Source organism: Vibrio sp. 397 (assembly GCF_033339395.1).
Lineage (GTDB): Bacteria > Pseudomonadota > Gammaproteobacteria > Enterobacterales > Vibrionaceae > Vibrio > Vibrio alginolyticus.
In genome coordinates this window covers 201,477-226,094 of record NZ_JAWOUN010000004.1, presented here as the reverse complement: position 1 = coordinate 226,094, position 24,618 = coordinate 201,477, and the positions used below count along the sequence as shown (strand labels likewise).

Here is a 24,618-nt window from a genome sequence, read left to right as displayed (position 1 = left end):
CATTGATTTTTTACTAATTTTCCCTTGTCAGCGTTACTGGCTTTCGCTAGTATTGCTCCGCCTCCCGTTAGGAGGTCGCTAGCCTTGTTCATTATGATTTATTCTTTTGAACGGCGCTGGCTCAACAATTTGGAACATAGGTGGAAAAAATGTTTTCAGTTCTACTTGTGATTTACCTGTTGGCAGCGCTTGGTGTGATTGGCCTTGTGTTGATTCAACAAGGTAAAGGCGCAGATATGGGAGCCTCGTTCGGTGCTGGTGCTTCAAACACAGTGTTTGGTGCTGGCGGCTCAGGTAATTTCTTAACCCGAACAACTGCTATTTTAGCAACCGTATTCTTTATTGTTAGCTTGTTACTTGGTCGTATGTCTACGCACCAGACTGAATCACAATGGGTAGACCCAACGTTAGGTCAACCAGTTGTTGAACAAGTTAAGGATGCAGCGAGTGAAGTTCCTGCCCCTGCGGGTGATGAAATTCCTCAATAAGCTGTAAGGTTTTGATGCCGAGATGGTGAAATTGGTAGACACGCTAGCATGAGGTGCTAGTGCCTTAGGTGTGAGGGTTCGAGTCCCTCTCTCGGCACCATGTATTTACAAACTTGTAAATCACTTGTTTGCGAGTATAATGCTCAGCAAGTCGGACGCGGGGTGGAGCAGCTTGGTAGCTCGTCGGGCTCATAACCCGAAGGTCGTCGGTTCAAATCCGGCCCCCGCAACCAATCTCTTTCCTTAAAAGGAAATCGTAGATTGGCAAGTTTGCGTAGTGCTAACCACACTACGAGTTAAGAAAAGCAATTGTTGGCTATTCTTAACGTATCAGGGTCCAGCAGCATAAAACCCCGACTATCGGGGTTTTTTGTTATCTGAGCTTTTTGAAATAGCTCAGATACTGCTTGGTTTTTTGATTGGGCTCTGAGCCCTTTTTTTGTTTCTGGAGTGGTTAAATGACTGGTTTAGAAAGACAACTTACTGAAATGCTTGACGCGCCAGTAGCGGCATCAGGTTATGAGTTAGTTGGATTAGAATTCATTCGTGCAGGCGCGCACTCAACGTTACGTATCTACATTGACCATGAAAATGGTATTAACGTAGACGACTGTGCAGAAGTTAGCCACCAAGTTAGTGCAGTTTTAGACGTTGAAGATCCAATTTCTGTTGCTTACAGCCTAGAAGTGTCTTCTCCAGGTTTAGAAAGACCACTTTTTAAAGCAGCACATTACGAGCAATTTATTGGTCACGAGGTCAGCATCGTATTGAAAATGGCTGTAGCAAACCGTCGTAAGTGGAAAGGTATTATCCACGGTGTTGATGGCGAAACAGTGACAATTACTGTAGACGGTCAGCAAGAAGAGTTTGCTCTAAGTAACATTTCCAAAGCTAACCTGATCCCTAAATTTTAGTTCCCTAAAAAAGTTTAAGCTTAGAGGCTAAATACAATGAGTAAAGAAATTTTAGCGGTAGCAGAAGCGGTATCGAACGAAAAAGCGGTACCTCGTGAGCGTATCTTTGAGGCTCTTGAGATTGCTCTAGCAACTTCTACAAAGAAAAAATACGAAATCGAAATCGACGTACGTGTTGCCATTGACCGTAAAACCGGTGAGTTTGTCACTTACCGCCGTTGGTTAGTTGTTGATGACGTTGAGAACCCTACAAAAGAGATCTCACTAGAAGCAGCGCAATACGAAGATGACTCAATCGAGCTTGGCGACTACGTAGAAGACGAAATCGAATCAGTAACGTTTGACCGTATTACGACTCAAACTGCTAAACAAGTTATCGTTCAAAAAGTTCGTGAAGCTGAGCGCGCACAAATCGTTGAACAGTTCATCGACAATGAAGGTGATCTAATCACTGGTGTCGTGAAAAAAGTAAACCGTGACACAATCGTGCTTGATCTTGGTAATAACGCTGAAGCGGTAATCCTGCGTGATGACCAACTTCCTCGTGAAAACTTCCGTCCAGGCGACCGCGTACGTGGCCTTCTTTACAAAGTCGCGCCTGAAGCACGTGGTTTCCAATTGTTCATCACTCGTTCTAAGCCAGAAATGTTGGCAGAACTTTTCCGTGTTGAAGTGCCTGAAATCGCAGAAGATATTATCGAGCTGAAAGGCGCTGCACGTGATCCTGGTTCTCGCGCTAAGATCGCTGTCAAAACAAATGACAAACGTATCGACCCTGTAGGTGCGTGTGTTGGTATGCGTGGTGCACGTGTACAAGCTGTTTCTGGCGAACTTGGTGGTGAGCGTATCGATATCGTTCTTTGGGATGATAACCCAGCTCAATTCGTTATCAACGCAATGGCGCCAGCTGATGTTGCTTCTATCATCGTTGATGAGGATGCACACTCAATGGACATCGCAGTTGAAGCTGACAACCTAGCGCAAGCTATTGGTCGTAACGGTCAAAACGTGCGTCTAGCATCTCAACTAACCGGTTGGGAACTGAATGTTATGACAGTTGCTGATCTTCAGAAGAAACACGCTGAAGAATCACAAGCATCTATTGAAAACTTCATGAAGTACCTAGATATTGAAGAAGACTTCGCTCAACTTCTTGTTGAAGAAGGTTTCTCAACGCTAGAAGAAATCGCATACGTGCCAGTTAACGAGCTACTAGAAATCGATGGTTTGAATGAAGAACTAATCGAAGAGCTTCGTGGACGTGCAAAAGATGCACTAACGACGATCGCACTAGCACAAGAAGAGTCTTTTGAAGGTCTAGAACCAGCTGAGGACCTACTTGCACTTGAAGGTCTTGAGCGTGAGATGGCATTTAAATTGGCAGCGAAAGGTGTAGCGACACTGGAAGATCTTGCTGACCAAGGTATTGACGATTTAGAAGGTATCGAAGGCCTGACCGAACAACGTGCAGGTGAGCTAATTATGGCCGCACGTAACATCTGTTGGTTCGGCGAAGAAGCATAATTTTCGGCAAGGAGGAAGCGGCATGACACAATTAACAGTTAAAGCACTGAGTGATGAGATTGGTACGCCAGTCGACCGCTTGATTGAACAACTTGCTGACGCTGGCATTAAAAAGGCGAGCTCTGACAATGTTACTGATGAAGAGAAGCAGAAGCTTCTCTCTCATTTAAAGAAAGAACACGGTGATAAATCAGGTGATTCAGAGCCGACTCGCCTTACGCTTCAGCGTAAAACTCGTAGTACACTTAGTGTGAACGCGGGTGGTGGTAAGAGTAAGAATGTTCAGGTTGAGGTGCGCAAAAAACGTACATACGTGAAGCGCAGCACAATTGAAGATGAAGCGAAACGTGAAGCTGAAGAAGCAGCACAACGAGAAGCAGAAGAAGCAGCAAAACGTGCAGCAGAAGAAGCTGCAAAACGTGAAGCTGAAGAAGCTGCGAAACGTGAAGCTGAAGAAGCAGCAAAACGTGAAGCGGAAGAAAAAGCGAAACGTGAAGCTGAAGAAAAAGCGAAGCGAGACGTAGATACGAATGCACAACGTAATGCTGAAGAAAAAGCAAAGCGTGATGCTGAAGAGAAAATTAAGCAAGAAGCAGCGCGAAAAGAGGCCGACGAGCTTAAACGTCGTCAGGAAGAAGAAGCTAAGCGTAAGGCTGAAGAGGAAAGTCAGCGCAAGCTTGAAGAAGCTCGCGAATTGGCTGAAAAGAATAAAGAGCGTTGGTCTGCTGCAGAAGAGAAAAAGGGTGATATGGAAGATACAGATTACCATGTAACGACTTCACAATACGCACGTGAAGCCGAAGATGAAGCAGATCGCAAAGTAGAAGGCGGTCGTCGTAAGAAGAAAAAAGCAGCTTCGGGTAAAGACGACCAAGCTCGCGGTGGCCGTAACAACCAACGTGGCGGTAGAGGTCGTAAGGGCAAACTTGCTAAGCCGACTTCAATGCAGCACGGGTTTGATAAGTCAGCAACGGTTGCTAAGCAAGACGTTGTAATTGGCGAAACGATCGTTCTATCAGAACTCGCTAACAAGATGTCGGTTAAAGCGACAGAAGTTATCAAAGTAATGATGAAGATGGGCGCTATGGCGACTATCAACCAAGTGATCGACCAAGAAACAGCACAACTTGTTGCTGAAGAAATGGGCCATAAAGTAGTTCTTCGTAAAGAGAACGAACTGGAAGAAGCGGTACTATCTGACCGTGACACTAACGCGGAAGCAGTTCCACGTGCTCCAGTTGTTACTATCATGGGTCACGTTGACCACGGTAAAACGTCAACACTTGACTACATCCGTCGCACACACGTTGCTTCTGGCGAAGCGGGTGGTATTACTCAGCACATTGGTGCGTACCACGTTGAAACAGACAACGGCATGATCACGTTCCTTGATACTCCTGGACACGCAGCGTTTACTGCAATGCGTGCTCGTGGTGCTCAAGCAACAGATATCGTTGTTCTTGTAGTTGCAGCAGACGATGGCGTAATGCCACAAACAGTAGAAGCGATTCAGCACGCGAAAGCGGCAGGCGTTCCTCTAATTGTTGCTGTGAACAAGATCGATAAAGAAGACGCGAACCCAGATAACGTTAAGAACGAGCTTGCTCAATACGACGTTATTCCTGAAGAGTGGGGCGGTGAGAACATGTTCGTTCACATCTCTGCTAAACAGGGTACAAACATCGATGGTCTTCTAGAAGCAATCCTTCTTCAGTCTGAAGTTCTTGAACTTACAGCTGTAGCTGAGGGCATGGCATCTGGTGTTGTTGTTGAATCTCGCCTAGATAAAGGTCGTGGTCCAGTTGCAACAGTACTTGTTCAATCAGGTACACTAAACAAAGGCGACATCGTTCTTTGTGGTCAAGAATACGGCCGTGTTCGTGCAATGCGTGATGAGCTAGGTAAAGAAATTACTTCGGCTGGCCCATCTATCCCTGTAGAGATCCTAGGTCTTTCAGGTGTACCATCTTCAGGTGATGAAGCAACAGTAGTTCGTGACGAGCGTAAAGCGCGTGAAGTAGCTAACTACCGTGCTGGTAAGTTCCGTGAAGTGAAACTTGCTCGTCAGCAGAAATCTAAACTAGAGAACATGTTCTCTAACATGACTGCTGGTGAAGTTGCTGAACTTAACGTTGTACTTAAAGCAGACGTTCAAGGTTCTGTAGAAGCAATCGCTGACTCATTAGTTAAGCTATCTACTGACGAAGTTAAAGTGAACATCGTTGGTTCTGGTGTAGGTGGTATTACGGAAACTGACGTAGTACTAGCGGAAGCTTCAAACGCAATCATCCTTGGCTTTAACGTTCGTGCAGATGCTTCTGCTCGCCGTGCTGTTGAAGCCGCAGCTGTTGACTTACGTTACTACTCAATCATTTACCAATTGATTGATGAAGTGAAACAAGCAATGGGCGGTATGCTTGCTCCAGAATTCAAGCAAGAGATCATTGGTCTTGCTGAAGTTCGTGACGTGTTTAAGTCACCGAAACTGGGCGCTATCGCTGGTTGTATGGTTACAGAAGGTGTGATCAAGCGTAACAACCCAATCCGTGTACTACGTGATAACGTTGTTATTTACGAAGGTGAACTAGAGTCACTACGTCGTTTCAAAGATGACGTTCAAGAAGTTAAGAATGGCTACGAATGTGGTATCGGCGTTAAGAACTACAATGATGTTCGCGTTGGTGACCAAATCGAAGTCTTCGAAATCGTTGAAATTAAACGTACTCTAGACTAATTGACTAAAATTACTAATATTGTCTTTGAAAGATAAGTAGTAATTGGTTGTTGAATACACCATGGGGGGCTGGCTTTGACCAACCCCCCATTCTTTCTATATAAGAGTAAAGATATGTCAAAAGAATTTAGCCGCACGCAGCGCGTTGCACAGCAGCTGCAAAAAGAACTAGCGATGATCCTTCAACGTGAAGTCCGTGACTCTCGCCTTGGCATGGTGACGATCTCAGACGTAGAAGTCTCTCGTGACCTAGCTTACGCAAAAGTATTTGTGACCTTCCTGTGTGTGGGTGAGCAAACACCAGAATCATGTCTAGCAGCGCTACGTGAGCACGAAGTGCACATTCGCATGATGTTAGGTAAGCGTATTCGTCTACGTTTAACGCCAGAAATCCGCTTCCACTATGACAATACGCTTGTTGAAGGTATGCGTATGTCTAACCTAGTGTCTGAAGTCGTTAGTTCAGACAAACAAAAGCAAAAAGATTCTGGTCGTGAGGACGAAGAATAATGGCTCGTCGTCGTAAAGGTCGTCCAATTAATGGCGTTATACTGTTGGACAAACCAACAGGTATCTCTTCCAATGATGCACTGCAAAAAGTAAAGCGAATCTACTTTGCCGAGAAAGCAGGCCACACTGGAGCCTTGGACCCATTAGCGACAGGCATGCTGCCAATTTGCTTGGGTGAAGCGACAAAATTTTCTCAGTTTCTTCTTGATTCTGATAAACGCTACCGCGTGATCGCAAAGCTGGGTGAACGTACCAATACGTCTGACTCGGATGGTGAAGTTGTAGAGACGCGTCCAGTCGATGTTACGTTAGACAAGCTAGAAGCGTGCATCGATCAGTTCCGTGGTGAATCTGATCAAGTGCCTTCCATGTTCTCTGCGTTGAAGTATCAAGGTAAACCCTTGTATGAATACGCTCGTAAAGGCATCGAAGTTCCGCGTGAATCTCGTAAGATCACGGTATATGAGATTGTTCTTCACCGTTTTGAAGGCGATGAAGTAGAGATGGAAGTGCACTGCTCTAAAGGTACCTATATTCGTACTATCGTTGATGATCTGGGCGAAATGTTAGGTTGTGGTGCGCACGTAACTATGCTTCGTCGTACTGGTGTTGCTAAATACCCTTACGAGAATATGGTAACACTTGAGCAACTAAATGAGTTGCTAGAGCAAGCTCTCCGCGAGGAACGAGCGCCTCGAGAACTACTGGACCCACTGCTTTTGCCAATGGATACAGCGGTAGAAGACTTACCAGAAGTCAACTTGGTGCCTGAACTGGCGAATATGGTCCAACATGGGCAGCCCGTTCAAGTATTTGGTGCTCCGACAGAGGGCTCACTTCGCCTTACTATGGGTGAAGAACGCTTGTTTATTGGCGTTGGCGAAATGAACGAAGATGGCAAAATCGCTCCTAAGCGATTGGTCGTGTTCCGAGATGACGTTGCATCCAAGTAAATGATTGAAAATACCGACCTGAGTGTCGGTATTTTTATATTGCACGAGATAGGAAATTTCCCTATAATCCGCGCTTCGCGTAGCGGCTGAATCAGAGATTGGCTGCTACAACTTTAAACCTACTCTTATTAGGAGAGAATTATGTCTCTGAATGCAGAAACTAAAGCAGCAATCGTTGCAGAATACGCACAAGGCGAAGGCGACACTGGTTCACCAGAAGTTCAAGTAGCTCTACTTACAGCTTCTATCAACCACCTACAAGGTCACTTCAAAGCGCACAAAGGCGATCACCACAGCCGTCGTGGTCTTCTACGCATGGTTTCTCGTCGTCGTAAGCTTCTAGATTACCTAAAAGGTAAAAACCTAGCTCGCTACCAAGACCTAATCAAACGTCTAGGCCTACGTCGCTAATCTGCGACTGCATAGCAGTTTGTCTAAAAAGGGGCTTTATGCCCCTTTTTTGTTGCCTAAATTTAGCCAAATTAGACTTATGCCGTTATAATACTGGCGGCTAAACCTTGTAAGAGGTTTTCTCAAAAGCTCATAGCATTACAGTCAACCACGTCGACCAAAAGGTCGCGACTATTCAAAAGGAATTTCCGAGTTTCTTTTTACTAGTCGCGATTCGTAATGCCTTGAGTGTCAATTAACACATCTAAGATTTCTTTAAGCACTAAAGGAAAATTAGAAACAAGGAATAACAATGTTCGAAAAACCAGTTGTTAAAACGTTCCAGTACGGTAACCACACAGTTACTTTAGAAACTGGCGTTATTGCACGTCAAGCTACAGCAGCAGTTATGGTCACAATGGATGATACGTCTGTATTCGTATCTGTTGTAGGTAAAAAAGAAGCCGTTGCAGGTCAAGACTTCTTCCCACTAACGGTTAACTACCAAGAGCGTACTTACGCTGCGGGTAAAATCCCAGGCGGCTTCTTCAAACGTGAAGGTCGTCCTTCTGAAGGCGAAACGCTAACAGCTCGTCTAATCGACCGTCCAATCCGTCCGCTATTCCCAGACGCGTTTAAAAACGAAGTTCAGGTTATCGCGACAGTAATGTCTGTAAACCCAGATGTTCAGCCAGATATCGTTACAATGATCGGTACTTCTGCTGCTCTTGCTATCTCTGGCATTCCATTCAACGGCCCTATCGGTGCGGCGCGTGTTGGTCATATCGATGGTCAGCTTGTACTTAACCCTAGCCAAACTGAACTAGAAACTTCTAAGCTTGACCTTGTTGTTGCAGGTACAGAGTCAGCAGTACTGATGGTTGAGTCAGAAGCGGACAACCTAACTGAAGAAGAAATGCTAGCGGCGGTTGTTTATGGTCATGACCAACAACAAGTTGCTATTCAAGCTATCAACGAATTCAAAGCAGAAGTTGCAACTCCTGCTTGGGATTGGGTTGCTCCTGAAGAGAACACAGCGCTTAAAAATAAGATTGCTGATCTAGCAGAAGCTAAACTTGTTGAAGCCTACCAAATTACTGAGAAAATGGCTCGTTACGACCGCATCCATGAGATCGCTGCGGAAGTAAATGAAGTTCTTCTTGCTGAAGATCCTGAAGCAGATACAAAAGAAATCCACACTATCTTCCATGATCTAGAGAAGACAGTAGTACGTAGCCGTATTATTGCAGGTAACCCTCGTATCGATGGCCGTGAAAAAGACATGGTTCGTGCACTAGATGTACGTACTGGTGTTCTTCCTCGTACTCACGGTAGCGCGCTATTCACTCGTGGTGAAACTCAGGCGATCGTTACGGCAACGCTAGGTACTCAGCGTGATGCTCAAATCATCGATGAGCTAACTGGTGAGCGTAAAGATCACTTCCTACTGCACTACAACTTCCCTCCATACTGTGTAGGTGAAACTGGTTTTGTAGGTTCTCCTAAGCGTCGTGAAATCGGCCACGGTAAACTGGCGAAGCGCGGTATTGCTGCAGTAATGCCTTCTGTTGATGAGTTCCCATACACAGTACGTGTTGTATCGGAAATCACTGAATCTAACGGTTCATCTTCAATGGCTTCAGTATGTGGTACTTCTCTTGCGCTTATGGACGCAGGTGTACCAATCAAAGCATCTGTTGCTGGTATCGCAATGGGTCTTGTTAAAGAAGGTGACGATTTCGTTGTACTTTCTGACATCCTTGGCGATGAAGACCACCTAGGTGACATGGACTTTAAAGTAGCAGGTACTAACACTGGTATCACTGCACTTCAAATGGACATCAAGATCGAAGGCATCACTAAAGAAATCATGCAAATTGCGCTTAACCAAGCTCAAGGCGCACGTAAGCACATCCTATCTGTAATGGATGAAGCAATCTCTGGTGCTCGTGAAGACATCTCTGAATTTGCTCCGCGTATTCACACGATGAAGATCAGCGCTGAGAAGATCAAAGACGTTATCGGTAAAGGTGGTGCAGTTATCCGTGCTCTAACTGAAGAGACTGGTACAACTATCGAAATCGAAGACGACGGTACTATCAAGATTGCGGCAACTGAAGGCACTGCTGCGAAAGAAGCTATCCGCCGTATCGAAGAGATCACTGCTGAAGTTGAAGTGGGCCGTATCTACACAGGTAAAGTTGCACGTCTAGCAGACTTCGGTGCATTCGTAACGGTTCTTCCAGGCAAAGATGGTCTTGTACACATTTCTCAAATCGCAGAAAAACGCGTAGAGAAAGTGTCTGACTACCTGGCTGAAGGTCAAGAAGTTCAAGTTAAAGTTCTTGAAATCGACCGCCAAGGCCGTGTACGTCTAAGCATGAAAGAAGCGGTAGAAAAGCCAGCTGAAGAAGCTGCTGCTGAAGCACCAGCTGCTAAAGACGAGTAAGACAAAATGAGACTTTCAGCCTTTTATTAGATTAAGGGCCTGAAAGCATGTTATAAAAGGGGAGCATTTTCGCTCCCCTTTTTTGGTTTGTTTCGATGTATTAACCTCAAACGAGGTTATCGCCTATATTGCATTAAGAGAAACAAATCTTGAGCGGTCCAAACAGGAGTATCAATTAGTGAAATGGTTTCAAACCGCAATTTTATGTGTTGCTATCGCGCTGACCGGTTGTGCAAATACTTCTCAACAATCAGCACAAAAGTGGTTATATCCACCGATGGCGGTGCCACTTCAGCCTAGTGTTCAACAAGAAGTACAAATCGCGCGTCTCTCGCAGTTGCTACAACGTCCCGACCTTAGTGATGAAGTGCGCGCTAAAATGCATTATGAGCGCGGTAGCTACTACGACAGCGTTGGTTTGCGTGATCTTGCCCGTTTGGACTTTAACCAGTCTTTGCAGTTGAATCCCGCTCAGCCGGACATCTTCAATCTTTTGGGGGTATACTTTACCCAAGTAGGAGAGTTTGATGCGGCATATGAAGCGTTTGACTCGACCATAGAGTTGGCTCCTGATAATACCTATGCTGAGCGCAACCGTGCGATTGCACTGTATTATGGTGGTCGAATCGATCTCGCTTTAGAAGATATGACCAAGCACTATCAAGAAATGCCAACGGATCCTTTTCGTTCATTATGGCTGTACATCATCGAAGCTGAGCAAAATCCAGAGCAAGCAAAAGCCAATCTTCAACAGCGTTATTTACGAGATCGTAGTGAAGAGTGGGGATGGGTTCTTGTTGCCATCATGCTACGAGACGTCTCGGACGAAGACGCGCTTAAAGCAATTATGGATGGAACGAGAGAGAACTATCGCCTAGCTGAACGATTGACGGAAACGTATTTCTATCTTGGAAAGCGTAATCAGCTTGAAGGTGATATCGCAAGTGCCATCTCACTTTATAAGCTCGCGATTTCGTTCAACGTTTATGATTATGTTGAGCATCGCTATTCTTTCTTGGAGCTGGCGCAAATTTACGATCAATTACAGCAAGATAGATTGGCCAAGTTAAAGGCTGCCAAGAAGCTGGAAATTGAATGATTTAGAGCCGCTCGATGAGAGCGGCTTTTTTATGATTGAACTTGATGAGTGACTCATTTAAAATAGTTAGTCTTGCTAACTAAGTGGTGGTGGCTTTTATGGCATTAGAAGAAAGCTTGATTGATTTAGAGCGTTTTTGCGCCAAAGCTTGGCGTGTCTATGCCAAAGAAGATCCATTATCACATCTAAGCTTTAATGAGTTCGATTATTTACGTGTGATTCAGGTTTACCCTGAGGGTGTGCGAATAACCGATCTTGCAGAAGAGCTGCAAGTGACTAAGCCTTCCGCATCGACAATGGTTGTGCGTTTGGAAAAAAAGGGTTTGGTGAAACGCATCGCATGTAATGAGGATGCTCGTGCTAAGCGTGTGTTGCTTACGGAAGAAGTCGCAGAAAAAATGTCTTTGGAACAGGTGGTTTACAAAGATATCTCTGAACAAATGATGCAACAATTGAATCAGCAAGAAGCTGAGCAGTTACAAGCTTTACTTAATAAAGCATTGAGTAATAAGTCATTTTAAACTAAAGCAAAGGCCTCAGCTGTATGGTTTAGTTTTTGTTGTTTCATCTTTCTTTTATTTAATTTAACCATTTAGTTAGTCTTGCTAATTAAATGGTTAGCTTTGCTAACTACTGGTGACAGTCATGCAAAACTCAATTTATAGACAGTTTTGGAAATATACGATTCCAACCGTCGCAGCAATGCTCGTAAACGGTTTGTATCAAATAGTTGATGGCATTTTTATTGGCCGTTATGTTGGCGCTGACGGATTAGCTGGGATCAATGTTGCGTGGCCTATTATCGGTTCGATCCTCGGTATAGGAATGATGATTGGGGTGGGGACTGGCGCGCTGACTTCGATCAAGCAAGGAGAGAACGATCATGAAGGCGCTAAGCGAATCCTAACGACCGGATTGACGTTGTTAGCGGCATTGATGCCGATCGTTGCTACAATATTGTTCTTGTTTTCGGATGAATTTATTCGCTGGCAAGGTGCGGAAGGGCGAGTGTTTGAACTTGCGCTGCAATATTTGCATATTCTGATTGTCGCGTGCGTATTCACGTTGGGTTCTATCGCAGTTCCGTTTTTATTACGCAATGACGACAGCCCGAACTTAGCAACGATTTTGATGGTCATCGGTGCCGTTATTAACATTGTATTAGACTACGTATTTATTGCTTGGTTGGAGTGGGAGTTAACCGGAGCCGCTATTGCCACTGCACTTGCACAATTAGTGGTCACTGTGCTCGGTATTGGTTACTTCTTTACTTCAAAAGCAACATTACGCCTTCGTATCCGCGACTTCAAAGTTCAGGTTGATGCTGCACCAAAGATTATCATGATAGGTACATCAAGTTTCTTTATGTACGCCTACGGCTCTGTGATGGTGGCACTGCACAACGCGTTATTTGCTCAATACGGAAGTGCAATGTTGATCGGAGCGTACGCCATTTTGGGGTACATCGTGACGGTTTACTATCTGATAGCAGAAGGAATTGCGAATGGTATGCAGCCTTTAGTGAGCTTCAACCACGGTGCACGTAATCAGGAGAACATCAGAAAGTTATTAAAGGTCGCGATGGGGACATCTGTGCTTGGTGGGGTGGCGTTCGTTGTTTTGATGAACCTTTTCCCGTACGAACTGGTTGCGGTGTTTAATAATGCTGACCAACAGTTGATTGATAGCACCGTGATCGGGATTCGTTTACACATGTTTGCGTTGTTCTTAGATGGTTTTTTAGTTGTGGCGGCCGCGTACTATCAATCAGTAAACAAAGGCAGCAAAGCTATGTTTGTAACACTAGGCAACATGCTGGTCCAGTTGCCATTCTTATTCATTATGCCGAAACTTTTCGGCGTGACAGGTATTTGGTTAGCTTTCCCATTGTCTAACATTGCATTGAGTTTGGTCGTGATCAGTATGTTGTGGCGAGATGTGAAAAAGCTGCTTAATGAGAGTTCTGTCGAACCAAGGGTGCAAGCCTGCTAACAAAAGCTAACAGATAAAAGCGAGGCTAGGCCTCGCTTTTATCTTTAAGGATTAAATGGTTTTTACTTCTAAGCCCGCTAGTTGATGCCAATAGCCATTGCATTGGCGGCTTTCGAGCTTTTCAGGATTATCGCCGTATTCGTTTGAGCGAAAACGCTCTAACTCTGAAAAAGTGTCGATACCAAGAGGGCTTAACCGGACCACATCAACCAGCCCTTTCATAGTAGGTAAGTCATTGATGAGGTTGTAGCAATACCCTGACTGTGTTTGAATGCCGTTAAGGTTAAAGACTTCTTGCCCTTCTTGGCTGCTGACCTGGATACCCGTAGGGTATTTGATACAGCAGGTTTCGCAATCGTCTTTCGCTCGGTTTTCAGCTCGGGCTGTGAAACAGCGAGCGGAATACGCTAAAGGCAAATAACCGTGGCTAAATACCTCAACTTCAAACTTGTTACGAATACCAAGCTCGTCACACTGAACTAAAGTATCGTTTAACCATTCGCGAGATAGCTCGACAGGCATGCACCAACGCATCATACCTTGCTTCAAAAATAAGTTGAGCGTGTGTGCGTTATAAGTATTGATTGCAGGGCCAACGACGAAAGGCACTTTATGCTCTGATGCCAATTGAACAGCAGATACGTCATTTGCTTCAATCGCGAAGTCACCGTTGTCGATGTACTTCTTCATTATGTTTACTTCACTCGGAGCTTCTAGTAGTGCCATTGTTGATAGCACCACTTGCTTGCCAGATGCAGACAGCTCTTTTGCGATTTCAAGCCAATGCGAAGGCTTTATTTCTCGACGTTTTGAACATACGGTTTCCCCAAGATAGATGATGTCCGCGGAGCTTGATTTCGCTTGTTCATAAAACGCTTCGATATCTTGTTTTGGCCAGAAGTACAATAGCGGGCCAAGCGCGTATTTCATTGAATTATCCATCTTAACCTCTACTGCCATTTGCGGTGATAAGCACCAAGTGTGGTCTGCGTACCTTCAGACACGTTTGCCAATGCGGCATCCCAAGCCGCTTCGACTTGATAAGCTTCTGGGTTTGCTTGGTAACGGTCAATCGCGGCTCGCCATGTTCGAGTGACTTGTTCTACGTAAGCTGGGCTACGTTGGCGACCTTCAATTTTTACAGACGCCACATTTGCAGCAAATAGTTCTGGCAGCATAGAGAGGGTGTTCAAACTGGTTGGTTCTTCCAATGCGTGGTAACGTTTTTTCTCGCCTTCGATTTCTGCTTCGAAACGACCTTTACACAAGGTAGGGTAGCCCGCATTTTCACCAGCGCTGTAGCGATCGATCAAAATGTCGTTAAGGCGGGATTCCAGACCATTTTCTGTTTCTTGCCAGCGAACGTACTTAGCTGGAGAGCATGCTCCCACAGTGTTTGGAGACTCACCTGTCATGTATGACGATAGGTAGCAGCGACCTTCAGACATGATGCAAAGGCTACCAAAAGCAAAGACTTCTAACTCGACATCACTAGTGATGTTGCGTGAAAGCTGTTTGACCTGATGAATCGATAAAACGCGAGGTAATACTACCCGTTTTACGTTGAAGTTTTGTTTGTAAAAATCAATGGCTGCGACGTTGGTCGCTGATGCTTGCACTGAAAGGTGTAGTTCCAGATCGGGATATTTGCGAGCCGCGTACTCCAGCACTGCAATGTCTGCAACAATCAGCGCGTCTACACCCAGTGCCGCTGCATTGTCTACTGCGTTCGTCCAGCGCTCGAAACCATTGGGATGAGCGAAGGTATTCAACGCGACATGAATTTTTTTATTGCGGTCATGAACGTATTGCACCGCTTTTTCTAATTTCTTGCCGTTAAAGTTGAGGCCAGCAAAGTGACGGGCGTTGGTATCATCTTTGAAACCAATGTAGACGGCATCGGCACCGCAATCAATCGCAGTTTTTAACGCAGGCAGGTTACCCGCGGGACACAAGAGTTCCATATGCTCACAATCATCGAGAATAAAAAGGTGTCCGCATTTTATGAAGAATTATGAATAGCGAAATTGACCTAAGTTAGGTTTAGCTCAATAAAGTCGATATTTACCCCTTGCGAGTAAGGGTATCGGGTCGGGGTTAGTTCTTGTGACGACGATTCTGTACAAACAGCTCTTCAATTTCATGTTTTGGCTGCGGGCGATAAAAATGGAATCCTTGAATCGCATTACATTGAAGGTTAGAGAGCAAAGTAGCTTGCTGGTGGGTTTCCACCCCCTCGGCAACGACAGTTAAGTCGAGCGACTTACCCAGATTAATGATGTTTTCAATCACAGTGACTTGTTTCGGTAGTGTGTCGATATCATTAATAAAAGCGCGGTCGATTTTTAGCTCGTCAATAGGGAAACGCGCTAAGTAGGAAAGAGAAGAGTAGCCGGTACCAAAGTCATCGATAGAGAGAGCGAAGCCAAGCTTTTTAATCGCATTCAACATTTGCAGCGTATGTTCGCTATCACTCATCACGGCACTTTCGGTTAGCTCGAAGGTAATGCAGCTTGGATCAAGCTCGGTAGTGCGAAGCAGCTTTTCCATAAAGTCGATCAGCTGTGGGTTGCCAAATTGCTCGGGAGAGAGGTTGATGGCGACACGGCCTGGCAGTATGCCTTGTTGCTTCCAACGTTTTACCGTATTGAAAACATCACGCATCACGACACGTCCAAGGTGTTCGATTAACCCAGCGCGCTCGGCGACAGGAATGAATGAGCCAGGACTAATGTACCCTTCGACTGGATGTTTCCAACGAACGAGCGCTTCTGCGCCGTTGATACTGAAGTCTCGCGCGTTAACCTTAGGTTGATACCACACTTCCAAACCGTTCTGCTGCAATGCTTTTTGCAGTTCGATTTCGAGCCACAAACGCATACGCGCTTCTTTGTTCATTTGATCGTTAAATTTGATCAGACGATTTCTACCACGATCTTTGGCTTCATACATCGCAGTATCGGCATTTTGTAGTAGGATTCGCGCATCTTGTCCGTCTTCAGGGTATCGAACGCTACCAATTGAACAGGCAAGGCGTTTGCTGAAGTGGTGCAAGTCGAAAGGTTGGTTGATCAACGAGATAATGCGATCGGACAAAATTTCAGCCATGCGGGTATTTTCTGGCTCCGGCAGAATGACGCCAAACTCATCGCCACCCAAATGACCAATAATCGCTTGGTTTGGTAGTAACCGTTTAAGACGGGCCGATACCTCTTGAATCACTTTATCGCCAATATGGTGACCAAGTGAGTCATTAATGTTTTTGAAGTTATCGATATCCAAATAGAACACCAGAAGCGGTGTTTGCTTTTTGATCAGCTGTTCCAAACGTTTGGTGAAGCCAAAGCGGTTGTAGAGTTTGGTGAGCGAGTCAATGTGTATGTCTTCATTCGATGCAGAAGACAGGTTTTTGGGCGCATCATCAGCATCTTGGATTAGGATAATTTGAGATTCGCTACCTAATATCGCCGTGGAATCCGCGTGTAGCTGAACTTTCCGTTCAAAGCCGCATCTTGCGCTGGTTAAGCAGACAAAAGGTTTGTCAGAAATTAATGTACTCAATCGATGACTAAATACCTTTTTACTGTTTTCATCGATGAATAAACGACTTAGCTCTTCGCCCAACAATTCATGAGGAGAGTTAAGTCCGAGAAGGCGCGCTGATGCGGGGTTCGCAGAGATGACAATATCATCCTCGATAAGCAGTAAGCCGTCTGGTAGCAGTTGTGTTAACTTCGCAAACTTACTTTCGGACTCTTCTAAGGAGCGAACGAGTATCTGCTTTTCTGAAGTATCGACAGCGTGAAAAACAACAAAGCGAATGTCGTTACCTTCAAAAACTGGCGAAAGACTAAAGTGAAGACTGGTTTCAAGGTCGGTTTCATCGAGCGTGATTTCGGCTTCGACATGTGCCCCTTTGAACGCGCGCTGATAGTATGGTGCAAGCTTCTTATAAAACTGTTCACCCAGCACTTGGCAATCGTTTAAGCCGACGATTTCCTCATGACTTAAACCTGCGATATCGCAGTAACGGTCACTTACCATTCGATAATTGTGTTTTTTATCAAGAATGGCAAAGAAGAAAGGGCTATTTGAGGTTAGCGTGGCAAACCAATGTTTTAATTGCTGGGAAGGCATTAGGGTATTACCGATCTCCAATGAGCCAGATTATTCGTCCGTGTATAAAAAGCGACACCCTGATAAGCCTGCGGCGATCTACCACCAAGCCAAAGTGTTACTTGCCATTAAAGGGCTCGCGGTTTTAGCTGTGCAGTCGACAATCACATGGATACGCTCAGATAACTATAACTTTGAAAATACGGTTGTAAAAGTGTTTATCCACCTGTTCGCATCAATAATACACGTAAGTTCAAAAAAAGAAGCGTTAGTGAGCAATAAACCACCAATCTAAAATAAGCACTTTATTGATACATAACAGTAATCTCATCGCCACGATTGCTTAATATAAGCAACCTAATGACAAAGTAACGGATAATGAACGTGTTAAACAAGATTCGCAGTCAACTAGTAAAGAACGCAGCTAATATTTTGCGTTCTCCAGTCCAGTTATTACCACAGCCAATTCAGCAAAAAGCGTTGCTGGAAGGGCTAAAAATGGTGTTTAAAGAAGCCTTGGAAGATGGTGACTTTGAGTTCCTTGAAGATAAGTGGTTAAAAGTTGCGATTAAAGACTTGAACTTAGCATGGTACATCAGCTATCAAGACGAAAAATTGGTGGTAGCTGAAAAACCAGTTCAGGAAGATGTGAGTTTTAGTGGTAATCTAAACGACCTAGTACTGATTGCTGGTCGTAAAGAAGACCCTGACACACTGTTCTTCCAACGTCGCCTTTCAATTGAAGGTGATACTGAGCTTGGCTTAGAAGTGAAAAACTTAATGGACAGTGTCGACTTAGAGCAGTTACCGAAAGCAATGCAAGTCGCTTTGAATCAATTGGCTGATTTTGTTCAGAAAGGAGTTCAAGCGCCTGCACAACCAACCGGAGTAGCGAATGCTTATTCGAACTGAAGCCCCAGCGGACATTCTTACCATTGACCGCTTATTGAAACACGCCTTCCCGACGGAAGCTGAAGCTGAGCTTGTGATGCGTTTGCGCGAAAACAGCAAATTCACACTTTCCTTAGTCGCGTGTACAGATGAGGGAGAGGTGATAGGCCATGCTTTATTTAGCCCTGTGACCTTAAATGGTGAAGATTTGTCATGGCAAGGGCTAGCGCCATTAGCTGTTCATGAAGATTACCGTCGCCAAGGCATCGCTGCAGAGTTGATCAAAGAAGGTTTTGATTCACTGCGTGATTTTGGCTATCCAGTGTGTGTGGTGTTGGGCGATCCTGATTATTACGCGCGCCAGGGTTTTCAATCATGCGACGAGATGGGCTTCGAATGCGCTTGGGATGTCCCTAAAGGTGCATTTCGAATCGCAGAGTTGGTCGAAGGTCAATGTGCCGGACGCTCCGGACGCATAGACTATGCGCCAGAGTTCTCTGAACTGTAAATGAAAGAAGCCCACGACTAAGTGGGCTTCTTTCTTATTCACTGAAAACTGAGATAGGGAGGTTAGGATGACTGGTTACTTTTCTTTTTGCCCCAGACCTCTATTTTCGCTTTTTTACTTACCCCTAGCAGGCTGAGTTTTGTGCTTCCCCAGCTACTGTAAGTCATTTCAATCTGTTTTAGCTTGGCTTCTTTTGTAACTGGAAGGCTCCAGGCACGAGTCGACAATCCGCTTGCTAGTACGCCCATAGAGGAAAGCTTTTTCTCACTACCATCTGTCATGACGACTTTTAAACCATTAATGTCTACCGTTCCTTGCACACATTTTAGTTTTATTTTACTGAAGCTTCGGTTTCGGAATAGGCTATTTGGTGTCACGGTATCTGTTTCTGTATGAAAGTTAACGGTTTTCGTTGCAATCAGCTCCCACTCATCGCTGTTATTAGCAAAAACACTCATGCTGGTGGCGGCTACCAGTGTGCAAAGTAGTAGCGTATTTAAGAATTTCATAATGTACCTCATATGTCATACCCAATGTGTGGCCGTTGGCAAAACGCTATGTTCAGGAATATCCAAATCATCTCATTGTGTTCAGGTGTTCCTTGAAGTCCTTTAGGTATAATCGCGATAATTTGATAGGATTGCCCTCGTTCAAATAGGTGACGGAAAATGTCAATTAACGAGAAACAGTATTTACGTGAAATGGGGATCAGCACATGGGAGCTGGTACACCCTGAAAGACTGGAAGGCTATCAATCGCCATTATTGGATTTGCAAAGTTCATGTAAACTCCTATTGGTATCGCCAATATGTCCAGAAAACGAGACGGCATTGATGTTTGAGCGCGTATTAAAAAGCATTAAGCTCACGCTTGATGATGCGCTACACCTAGAGCCTGAGCGCTTATCCATGCTGGGTGAACATCAGCTAGAGTGGGTGTGGTTTGCAGGCTGTGATGCTGATCAAAGCATCAAGGCAAAGCACCTGACCTCGCCACTATTACAAGATATTGATGGTAATAACGAACAGCGCCGCGCATTGTGGCAACAAATCTGTTCGTACTCTTAACGGAGCTAATGCGTGACAATTGAAATTACGCCGATGCGTGCAGAGCACCTCGACCAAGTTTGGCAAATCGAGCAGCAAGCACATTCTCACCCTTGGGCCGAATCTTTGGTTCGTGACTTATCCAGTCGCGGTGCTTGCCATCATGTGATGCTGGAAGGCTCTCAAGTGGTTGGTTACTTCTATGGACAGAATATTGTTGGAGAAGTGACGCTATTAAATATTGCAGTAGCGCCTTCTCAACAGGGCAGAGGGCTAGGGCAAAAATTGCTGGACGCGTTTATTGAACACTGTGAACAAGCCAAAGCAGAGAGTGCTTGGTTAGAAGTGCGTGAAAGTAATCACCCAGCTATCCATATTTATGAGCAAGCAGGTTTTAATGAAGTGGACCGTCGTTACAACTATTACCCAGCTAAATCGGGAAATGGTAAGGAAGACGCCATTATCATGAGTTACTTATTTTTGAGTTAGTTTTAGGCCGTTACTAATTACCTCATCAACACTTATGCTTTAAATGCGTATCCGGATTCGAGGCTTTTGAATATGTAATAATAATTTTTTGAATTTTTACATCTCTTTGTGTGGAGCTGGCTTTCCCTTGTTAGTTGCAGGTAAAGGCTGGTGAGCCGAGTAAATTCAGTTCATGTCTTTCCAGTTTGCTAGCACAGCGATAATAAGCGAGAATACCGCACAATATCGAATAGTAGATATGCTTGCCTATTTTGTGAGCATGAAAGTAATTTAGAAGATTAACTAATGTCAAATCCCCTTTTTTTAGGCGAAGTGTCTAAGCGCAGAACGTTCGCTATTATTTCTCACCCGGATGCGGGTAAAACCACCATTACTGAAAAAGTCCTTTTATTCGGAAACGCGATCCAAAAAGCAGGTACGGTTAAAGGTCGTGGTAACGCACAGCACGCAAAATCAGACTGGATGGAAATGGAAAAAGAACGTGGTATCTCGGTAACCACTTCTGTAATGCAGTTCCCTTACAATGACTGTCTGGTAAACCTACTTGATACGCCTGGACATGAAGACTTCTCGGAAGATACATACCGTACGTTAACGGCAGTAGACTCGTGTTTGATGGTTATCGATGCGGCGAAAGGTGTCGAGGATCGTACACGTAAGCTGATGGAAGTAACGCGTCTGCGTGACACGCCAATCGTAACCTTCATGAACAAACTTGACCGTGACGTTCGTGATCCAATGGAAGTATTGGACGAGGTAGAAAACGAGTTGGGCATGATGTGTGCGCCAATTACATGGCCAATCGGCTGTGGTAAAGAATTTAAAGGTGTGTACCACATTCACCGTGATGAAACGATTTTATACGAATCAGGTCACGGTCATGAGATTCAAGAAGTTCGAATCATCAAAGGTCTCGACAACCCAGAGCTTGATGAAAAAGTTGGTGCAGGCCTTGCGGAAAGTGTTCGAGAAGAGCTTGAGCTTGTCATGGGTGCTTGCCCTGAGTTTGATTTGGAAATGTTCTTAACCGGTGATCTTACGCCAGTTTACTTCGGTACTGCATTAGGTAACTTTGGTGTGGATCATATGCTAGACGGTCTAACTGAATGGGCTCCAGCGCCGAAAACTCGTCAAGCGGTTGAACGTGAAGTTGAAGCGACTGAAGAGAAGTTCTCTGGTTTCGTATTTAAGATCCAAGCGAACATGGACCCAAAACACCGCGACCGTATCGCATTCATGCGTATTGTATCGGGCACTTACACGCAAGGTATGAAGATGAACCACGTTCGTCTTGGCAAGCAAGTGAGTATCTCTGATGCAGTAACCTTTATGGCTGGTGACCGTGCACGTGCGGAACACGCTTACGCCGGTGACATCATTGGTCTACACAACCACGGCACTATTCAGATTGGTGATACCTTTACTCAAGGTGAATCACTGAAGTTCTCTGGTATTCCGAACTTCGCTCCGGAACTATTCCGTCGTATTCGCCTGAAAGATCCATTAAAGCAGAAGCAGCTTCTCAAAGGTTTGGTTCAGCTATCAGAAGAAGGTGCGGTACAGGTATTCCGTCCTCTACAGAACAACGATCTGATCGTTGGTGCCGTTGGTGTACTTCAGTTCGATGTTGTTGTGGCTCGTTTGAAATCTGAGTATAACGTTGAAGCGATTTATGAAGGCATTAACGTTGCAACTGCGCGTTGGGTTGAGTGTGGTGATGCGAAGAAACTGGATGAGTTCCAACGCAAGAATCAAGCGAACTTAGCATTGGATGGTGGTGATAACCTAACGTATATCGCTCCAACAATGGTTAACTTAAACTTGGCGAAAGAGCGTTTCCCTGACGTTGATTTCCGTGCGACGCGTGAGCACTAATTTGCGCGGTTAGGGTAAGCCTTAACGCAAACTAGATTTTAAAACGCCCTTGGCTATAAACTTAGCCAAGGGCGTTTTTATATAAGGATAAGATATGAATTGGTTTAAACGTGGGCTAAAGCGTTACGACAACTGGTGTAAAGAGATGGGGTTAACTCCCGATCAGAAACGCAGTTGTGTCCCATATCGAAAAGACCCAGCCCATCAAACTGAAGAGAAGAGTGAAGCCCAACCATCCTCTGATTTTCTGCCCGCAGATACAGATAAAAAGCGTCAAGATGAAGCTCTTTGATACGCACTGCCACTTTGATTTTGATGTGTTTCAAGATGACTTTGCACATCAACTTGAGCTTGCTCAAACGCAAGGCGTCGCAAGAATTTTGATTCCTTCCGTCGGTCCGCAAAACTGGGCTCGTATTCAAACTTTGGCAGAGCAACATGCCAATTTGTATTATGCGCTCGGCTTTCATCCGTATTTTCTTGAAGATAACGTTGAGCAGCACCTTACAGAGCTAGAAGGCTATCTAAATCAAAAAGGGCAGCAGTGCGTGGCAATAGGAGAGTGTGGTTTAGATTTTGCCATTGATGTTGAGCCACAGTTGCAAGAAAAGATACTTGAAGTTCAATTTGAGCTGGCTAGACGCTTCGAACTCCCAGTTATTTTACATAGCCGAAAAGCGCACAATCGCCTCATTCAAATGGTGAAAGCGGCGAATCTCCCTAGAGGTGGTGTGCTACACGCTTTTTCTGGGAGTTATCAGCAAGCCATGGAGTGGGTCAAATTAGGTTTTTTTATCGGTGTAGGAGGAACGATTACCTACCCAAGAGCCAAGAAAACACGCGACGCAATTCAAAAATTACCACTCGAAAACCTAGTAATCGAAACAGACGCACCAGATATGCCTATACTTGGATATCAAGGGGAGTCAAATCACCCAGCCAAACTCATTCACGTCTTTAATGAGCTCGTAGAGTTGCATAACGGCCGAAAGCAATCGATTGCCTCTCAACTGTGGAAAAATAGCAATTTTGCTTTCTCGATATGTGAATAAAATCTAAAGATGTGGTTTGAAATCGAAAACGTTTTCCTGCTTATTGTGAATTAACTCACAAAGCTGGTTGAATCAATCATGAATCTTATAGGAAAGTGTGAGGCTGGCATTACTTTAATTGATTCTGCATGAGTATAATTGCCCCCGCTTTATAGCTCCATTTTGTAACACGCCAATAAATAACTTATAAGGAAGTCATAAACTATGAGCCTGTTTATGAGCCTAATCGGTATGGTAGTGCTTCTTGCGATTGCAGTGGCATTTTCTAACAACCGAAAAGCTATCAACTTTAGAACTGTGGGTGGCGCATTCGCTATCCAATTCGCATTAGGTGCATTTGTTCTGTATGTACCTTGGGGCCGTGATCTACTAAACGGTTTCTCTTCAGGTGTTTCTAACGTTATCAACTACGGTAACGATGGTTCATCATTCCTGTTCGGTGGTCTTGTTTCTGACAAGATGTTCGAAGTATTCGGCGGCGGCGGTTTCATCTTCGCATTCCGTGTTCTTCCTACACTGATCTTCTTCTCTGCACTGATTTCAGTTCTTTACTACATTGGCGTTATGCAATGGGTTATCAAGATTCTTGGTGGCGCACTACAAAAAGCGCTAGGCACTTCGCGTGCGGAATCAATGTCAGCAGCAGCTAACATTTTCGTAGGTCAAACTGAGGCACCTCTAGTTGTTCGTCCATTCGTTCCAAAAATGACTCAATCAGAGCTATTCGCGGTAATGTGTGGTGGTCTAGCTTCTGTTGCTGGTGGTGTACTAGCTGGTTACGCATCTATGGGTGTTCCACTAGAGTACCTAGTTGCGGCATCATTCATGGCAGCACCAGGTGGTCTACTGTTCGCTAAAATCCTTCACCCTGAGACTGACCAGCCTCACGAAAGTATCGAAGAAGCGATGGACGGCGGTGACGACAAACCAGTTAACGTAATCGACGCAGCTGCGGGCGGTGCGGCTTCTGGTCTACAACTTGCGCTTAACGTAGGTGCAATGCTAATCGCATTCGTTGGTCTAATCGCGCTAATCAACGGTATGCTAGGTGGCATCGGTGGTTGGTTCGGCATGCCAGAACTAACACTAGAGCTAATCCTAGGTTACGCGTTCTCTCCACTAGCATTCCTAATCGGTGTTCCATGGGCAGAAGCTGTAACAGCTGGTTCATTCATCGGTCAGAAAATCGTAGTGAACGAATTCGTTGCTTACTTGAACTTCACACCATACCTAGGTGAAAACGCTCAAGTAATCGCGGCAACTGGTGAAGTAATGTCTGAGAAGACAACAGCTATCATCTCATTCGCACTATGTGGTTTCGCGAACCTTTCTTCTATCGCGATTCTACTTGGTGGTCTAGGTAGCCTTGCACCAAACCGTCGTAGTGACATCGCTCGCATGGGTGTTAAAGCAGTTCTTGCAGGTACGTTGTCTAACCTTATGGCAGCGACAATTGCAGGCTTCTGCTTAAGCCTTGCAGCACTATAATTAGAATCGGTTCTTAATATATAGACGCCGTTTTACATCATGCCCTGTAGCAAGAGATTGCTGCGGGGCATTTTTCGTTTTTCGGGCTCCAAAATTTCAT

The 24,618-nt window shown here is 44.9% G+C and carries 23 protein-coding genes and 2 tRNA genes; 21 read left to right on the top strand and 4 right to left on the bottom strand.

All coding sequences use genetic code 11. From position 1 onward, the window contains the following. The first annotated feature begins 149 nt into the window (after positions 1-149). From secG to R7P36_RS08775, 13 genes are all read left to right on the top strand, one after another. Positions 150-488 carry a preprotein translocase subunit SecG gene (secG, locus tag R7P36_RS08835; RefSeq protein WP_005380080.1) on the top strand — a complete coding sequence of 113 codons (339 nt, stop codon included), beginning with the start codon at positions 150-152 and terminating at the stop codon, positions 486-488. A gap of 16 nt (positions 489-504) precedes the next feature. After that, positions 505-588 (top strand) — tRNA-Leu (locus R7P36_RS08830). Between the two features lie 56 nt (positions 589-644). Further along, positions 645-721: transfer RNA gene (locus R7P36_RS08825), tRNA-Met, on the top strand. Positions 722-946: 225 nt separating this feature from the next. Further along, the gene (gene rimP, locus R7P36_RS08820; protein ID WP_005386424.1) at positions 947-1,402 is read left to right on the top strand and encodes a ribosome maturation factor RimP; all 456 of its coding nucleotides are present in this window, start codon (positions 947-949) and stop codon (positions 1,400-1,402) included. Positions 1,403-1,438: 36 nt separating this feature from the next. Continuing rightward, positions 1,439-2,926, top strand: a complete 1,488-nt coding sequence (gene nusA, locus R7P36_RS08815) for a transcription termination factor NusA (protein ID WP_213899269.1) — start codon at positions 1,439-1,441, stop codon at positions 2,924-2,926. Between the two features lie 22 nt (positions 2,927-2,948). Next, on the top strand, positions 2,949-5,660 hold the full coding sequence (gene infB, locus R7P36_RS08810) for a translation initiation factor IF-2 (RefSeq protein ID WP_005380086.1): 2,712 nt from the start codon (positions 2,949-2,951) through the stop codon (positions 5,658-5,660). A 114-nt stretch (positions 5,661-5,774) separates the two neighbouring features. Next, positions 5,775-6,170, top strand: coding sequence for a 30S ribosome-binding factor RbfA (rbfA, locus tag R7P36_RS08805; RefSeq protein ID WP_005380087.1), 396 nt, complete (start codon positions 5,775-5,777; stop codon positions 6,168-6,170). Further along, entirely contained in the window at positions 6,170-7,123 is a 954-nt protein-coding gene (gene truB / locus R7P36_RS08800; protein WP_213899271.1) for a tRNA pseudouridine(55) synthase TruB, read from the top strand. Before rbfA ends, truB begins: the two co-directional genes overlap by 1 nt. 141 nt (positions 7,124-7,264) lie before the next feature. Next, complete coding sequence (rpsO, locus tag R7P36_RS08795) at positions 7,265-7,534, top strand: 30S ribosomal protein S15 (RefSeq protein ID WP_005380094.1); 270 nt, start codon at positions 7,265-7,267, stop codon at positions 7,532-7,534. A 292-nt stretch (positions 7,535-7,826) separates the two neighbouring features. Further along, the gene (gene pnp / locus R7P36_RS08790) at positions 7,827-9,962 is read left to right on the top strand and encodes a polyribonucleotide nucleotidyltransferase (RefSeq protein WP_005380098.1); all 2,136 of its coding nucleotides are present in this window, start codon (positions 7,827-7,829) and stop codon (positions 9,960-9,962) included. A gap of 178 nt (positions 9,963-10,140) precedes the next feature. Continuing rightward, entirely contained in the window at positions 10,141-11,061 is a 921-nt protein-coding gene (nlpI, locus tag R7P36_RS08785) for a lipoprotein NlpI (RefSeq protein WP_005380101.1), read from the top strand. Positions 11,062-11,159: 98 nt separating this feature from the next. Then, positions 11,160-11,582, top strand: a complete 423-nt coding sequence (locus R7P36_RS08780; RefSeq protein WP_005394653.1) for a MarR family winged helix-turn-helix transcriptional regulator — start codon at positions 11,160-11,162, stop codon at positions 11,580-11,582. A 124-nt stretch (positions 11,583-11,706) separates the two neighbouring features. After that, positions 11,707-13,053 carry an MATE family efflux transporter gene (locus R7P36_RS08775; protein WP_017635889.1) on the top strand — a complete coding sequence of 449 codons (1,347 nt, stop codon included), beginning with the start codon at positions 11,707-11,709 and terminating at the stop codon, positions 13,051-13,053. 51 nt (positions 13,054-13,104) lie between these two features. On the opposite strand, the gene R7P36_RS08770 is transcribed toward R7P36_RS08775, so the two are convergent. The 3 genes from R7P36_RS08770 to R7P36_RS08760 form a co-directional block, all read right to left on the bottom strand. Further along, on the bottom strand, positions 13,105-13,983 hold the full coding sequence (locus R7P36_RS08770; RefSeq protein WP_213899296.1) for a U32 family peptidase: 879 nt from the start codon (positions 13,981-13,983) through the stop codon (positions 13,105-13,107). Positions 13,984-14,003: 20 nt separating this feature from the next. Next, a complete protein-coding gene (locus R7P36_RS08765) occupies positions 14,004-15,017 on the bottom strand; it encodes a ubiquinone anaerobic biosynthesis protein UbiU (protein ID WP_005386427.1) in 1,014 nt (337 codons plus the stop codon). A gap of 133 nt (positions 15,018-15,150) precedes the next feature. Then, positions 15,151-17,190, bottom strand: coding sequence for a bifunctional diguanylate cyclase/phosphodiesterase (locus R7P36_RS08760; protein ID WP_005380112.1), 2,040 nt, complete (start codon positions 17,188-17,190; stop codon positions 15,151-15,153). A 363-nt stretch (positions 17,191-17,553) separates the two neighbouring features. Here R7P36_RS08760 and R7P36_RS08755 point away from each other — a divergent pair, with 363 nt between their 5' ends. Both R7P36_RS08755 and R7P36_RS08750 read left to right on the top strand, forming a co-directional pair. After that, positions 17,554-18,081 carry a ubiquinone anaerobic biosynthesis accessory factor UbiT gene (locus R7P36_RS08755; RefSeq protein WP_005394645.1) on the top strand — a complete coding sequence of 176 codons (528 nt, stop codon included), beginning with the start codon at positions 17,554-17,556 and terminating at the stop codon, positions 18,079-18,081. Next, positions 18,065-18,568 (top strand): GNAT family N-acetyltransferase, encoded by a 504-nt coding sequence (locus R7P36_RS08750; protein WP_017820425.1) that lies wholly within the window; start codon positions 18,065-18,067, stop codon positions 18,566-18,568. The genes R7P36_RS08755 and R7P36_RS08750 overlap by 17 nt, the downstream gene beginning before the upstream one ends. A 62-nt stretch (positions 18,569-18,630) precedes the next feature. On the opposite strand, the gene R7P36_RS08745 is transcribed toward R7P36_RS08750, so the two are convergent. Next, complete coding sequence (locus tag R7P36_RS08745) at positions 18,631-19,077, bottom strand: hypothetical protein (protein WP_213899272.1); 447 nt, start codon at positions 19,075-19,077, stop codon at positions 18,631-18,633. Between the two features lie 159 nt (positions 19,078-19,236). Here R7P36_RS08745 and R7P36_RS08740 point away from each other — a divergent pair, with 159 nt between their 5' ends. The 6 genes from R7P36_RS08740 (at position 19,237) to R7P36_RS08715 (ending at position 24,518) form a co-directional block, all read left to right on the top strand. Further along, entirely contained in the window at positions 19,237-19,635 is a 399-nt protein-coding gene (locus tag R7P36_RS08740; RefSeq protein ID WP_213899273.1) for a DNA polymerase III subunit psi, read from the top strand. Positions 19,636-19,647: 12 nt separating this feature from the next. Further along, the gene (gene rimI / locus R7P36_RS08735; protein WP_005386430.1) at positions 19,648-20,103 is read left to right on the top strand and encodes a ribosomal protein S18-alanine N-acetyltransferase; all 456 of its coding nucleotides are present in this window, start codon (positions 19,648-19,650) and stop codon (positions 20,101-20,103) included. A gap of 285 nt (positions 20,104-20,388) precedes the next feature. Beyond that, on the top strand, positions 20,389-21,978 hold the full coding sequence (gene prfC / locus R7P36_RS08730) for a peptide chain release factor 3 (RefSeq protein ID WP_005380123.1): 1,590 nt from the start codon (positions 20,389-20,391) through the stop codon (positions 21,976-21,978). Positions 21,979-22,072: 94 nt separating this feature from the next. After that, on the top strand, positions 22,073-22,270 hold the full coding sequence (locus tag R7P36_RS08725; protein ID WP_005380125.1) for a DUF5363 family protein: 198 nt from the start codon (positions 22,073-22,075) through the stop codon (positions 22,268-22,270). Then, entirely contained in the window at positions 22,257-23,030 is a 774-nt protein-coding gene (locus tag R7P36_RS08720) for a TatD family hydrolase (protein WP_064354270.1), read from the top strand. The genes R7P36_RS08725 and R7P36_RS08720 overlap by 14 nt, the downstream gene beginning before the upstream one ends. Positions 23,031-23,234: 204 nt before the next feature. Beyond that, entirely contained in the window at positions 23,235-24,518 is a 1,284-nt protein-coding gene (locus tag R7P36_RS08715; protein ID WP_005380131.1) for a NupC/NupG family nucleoside CNT transporter, read from the top strand. The last annotated feature ends 100 nt before the right edge of the window (positions 24,519-24,618 follow it).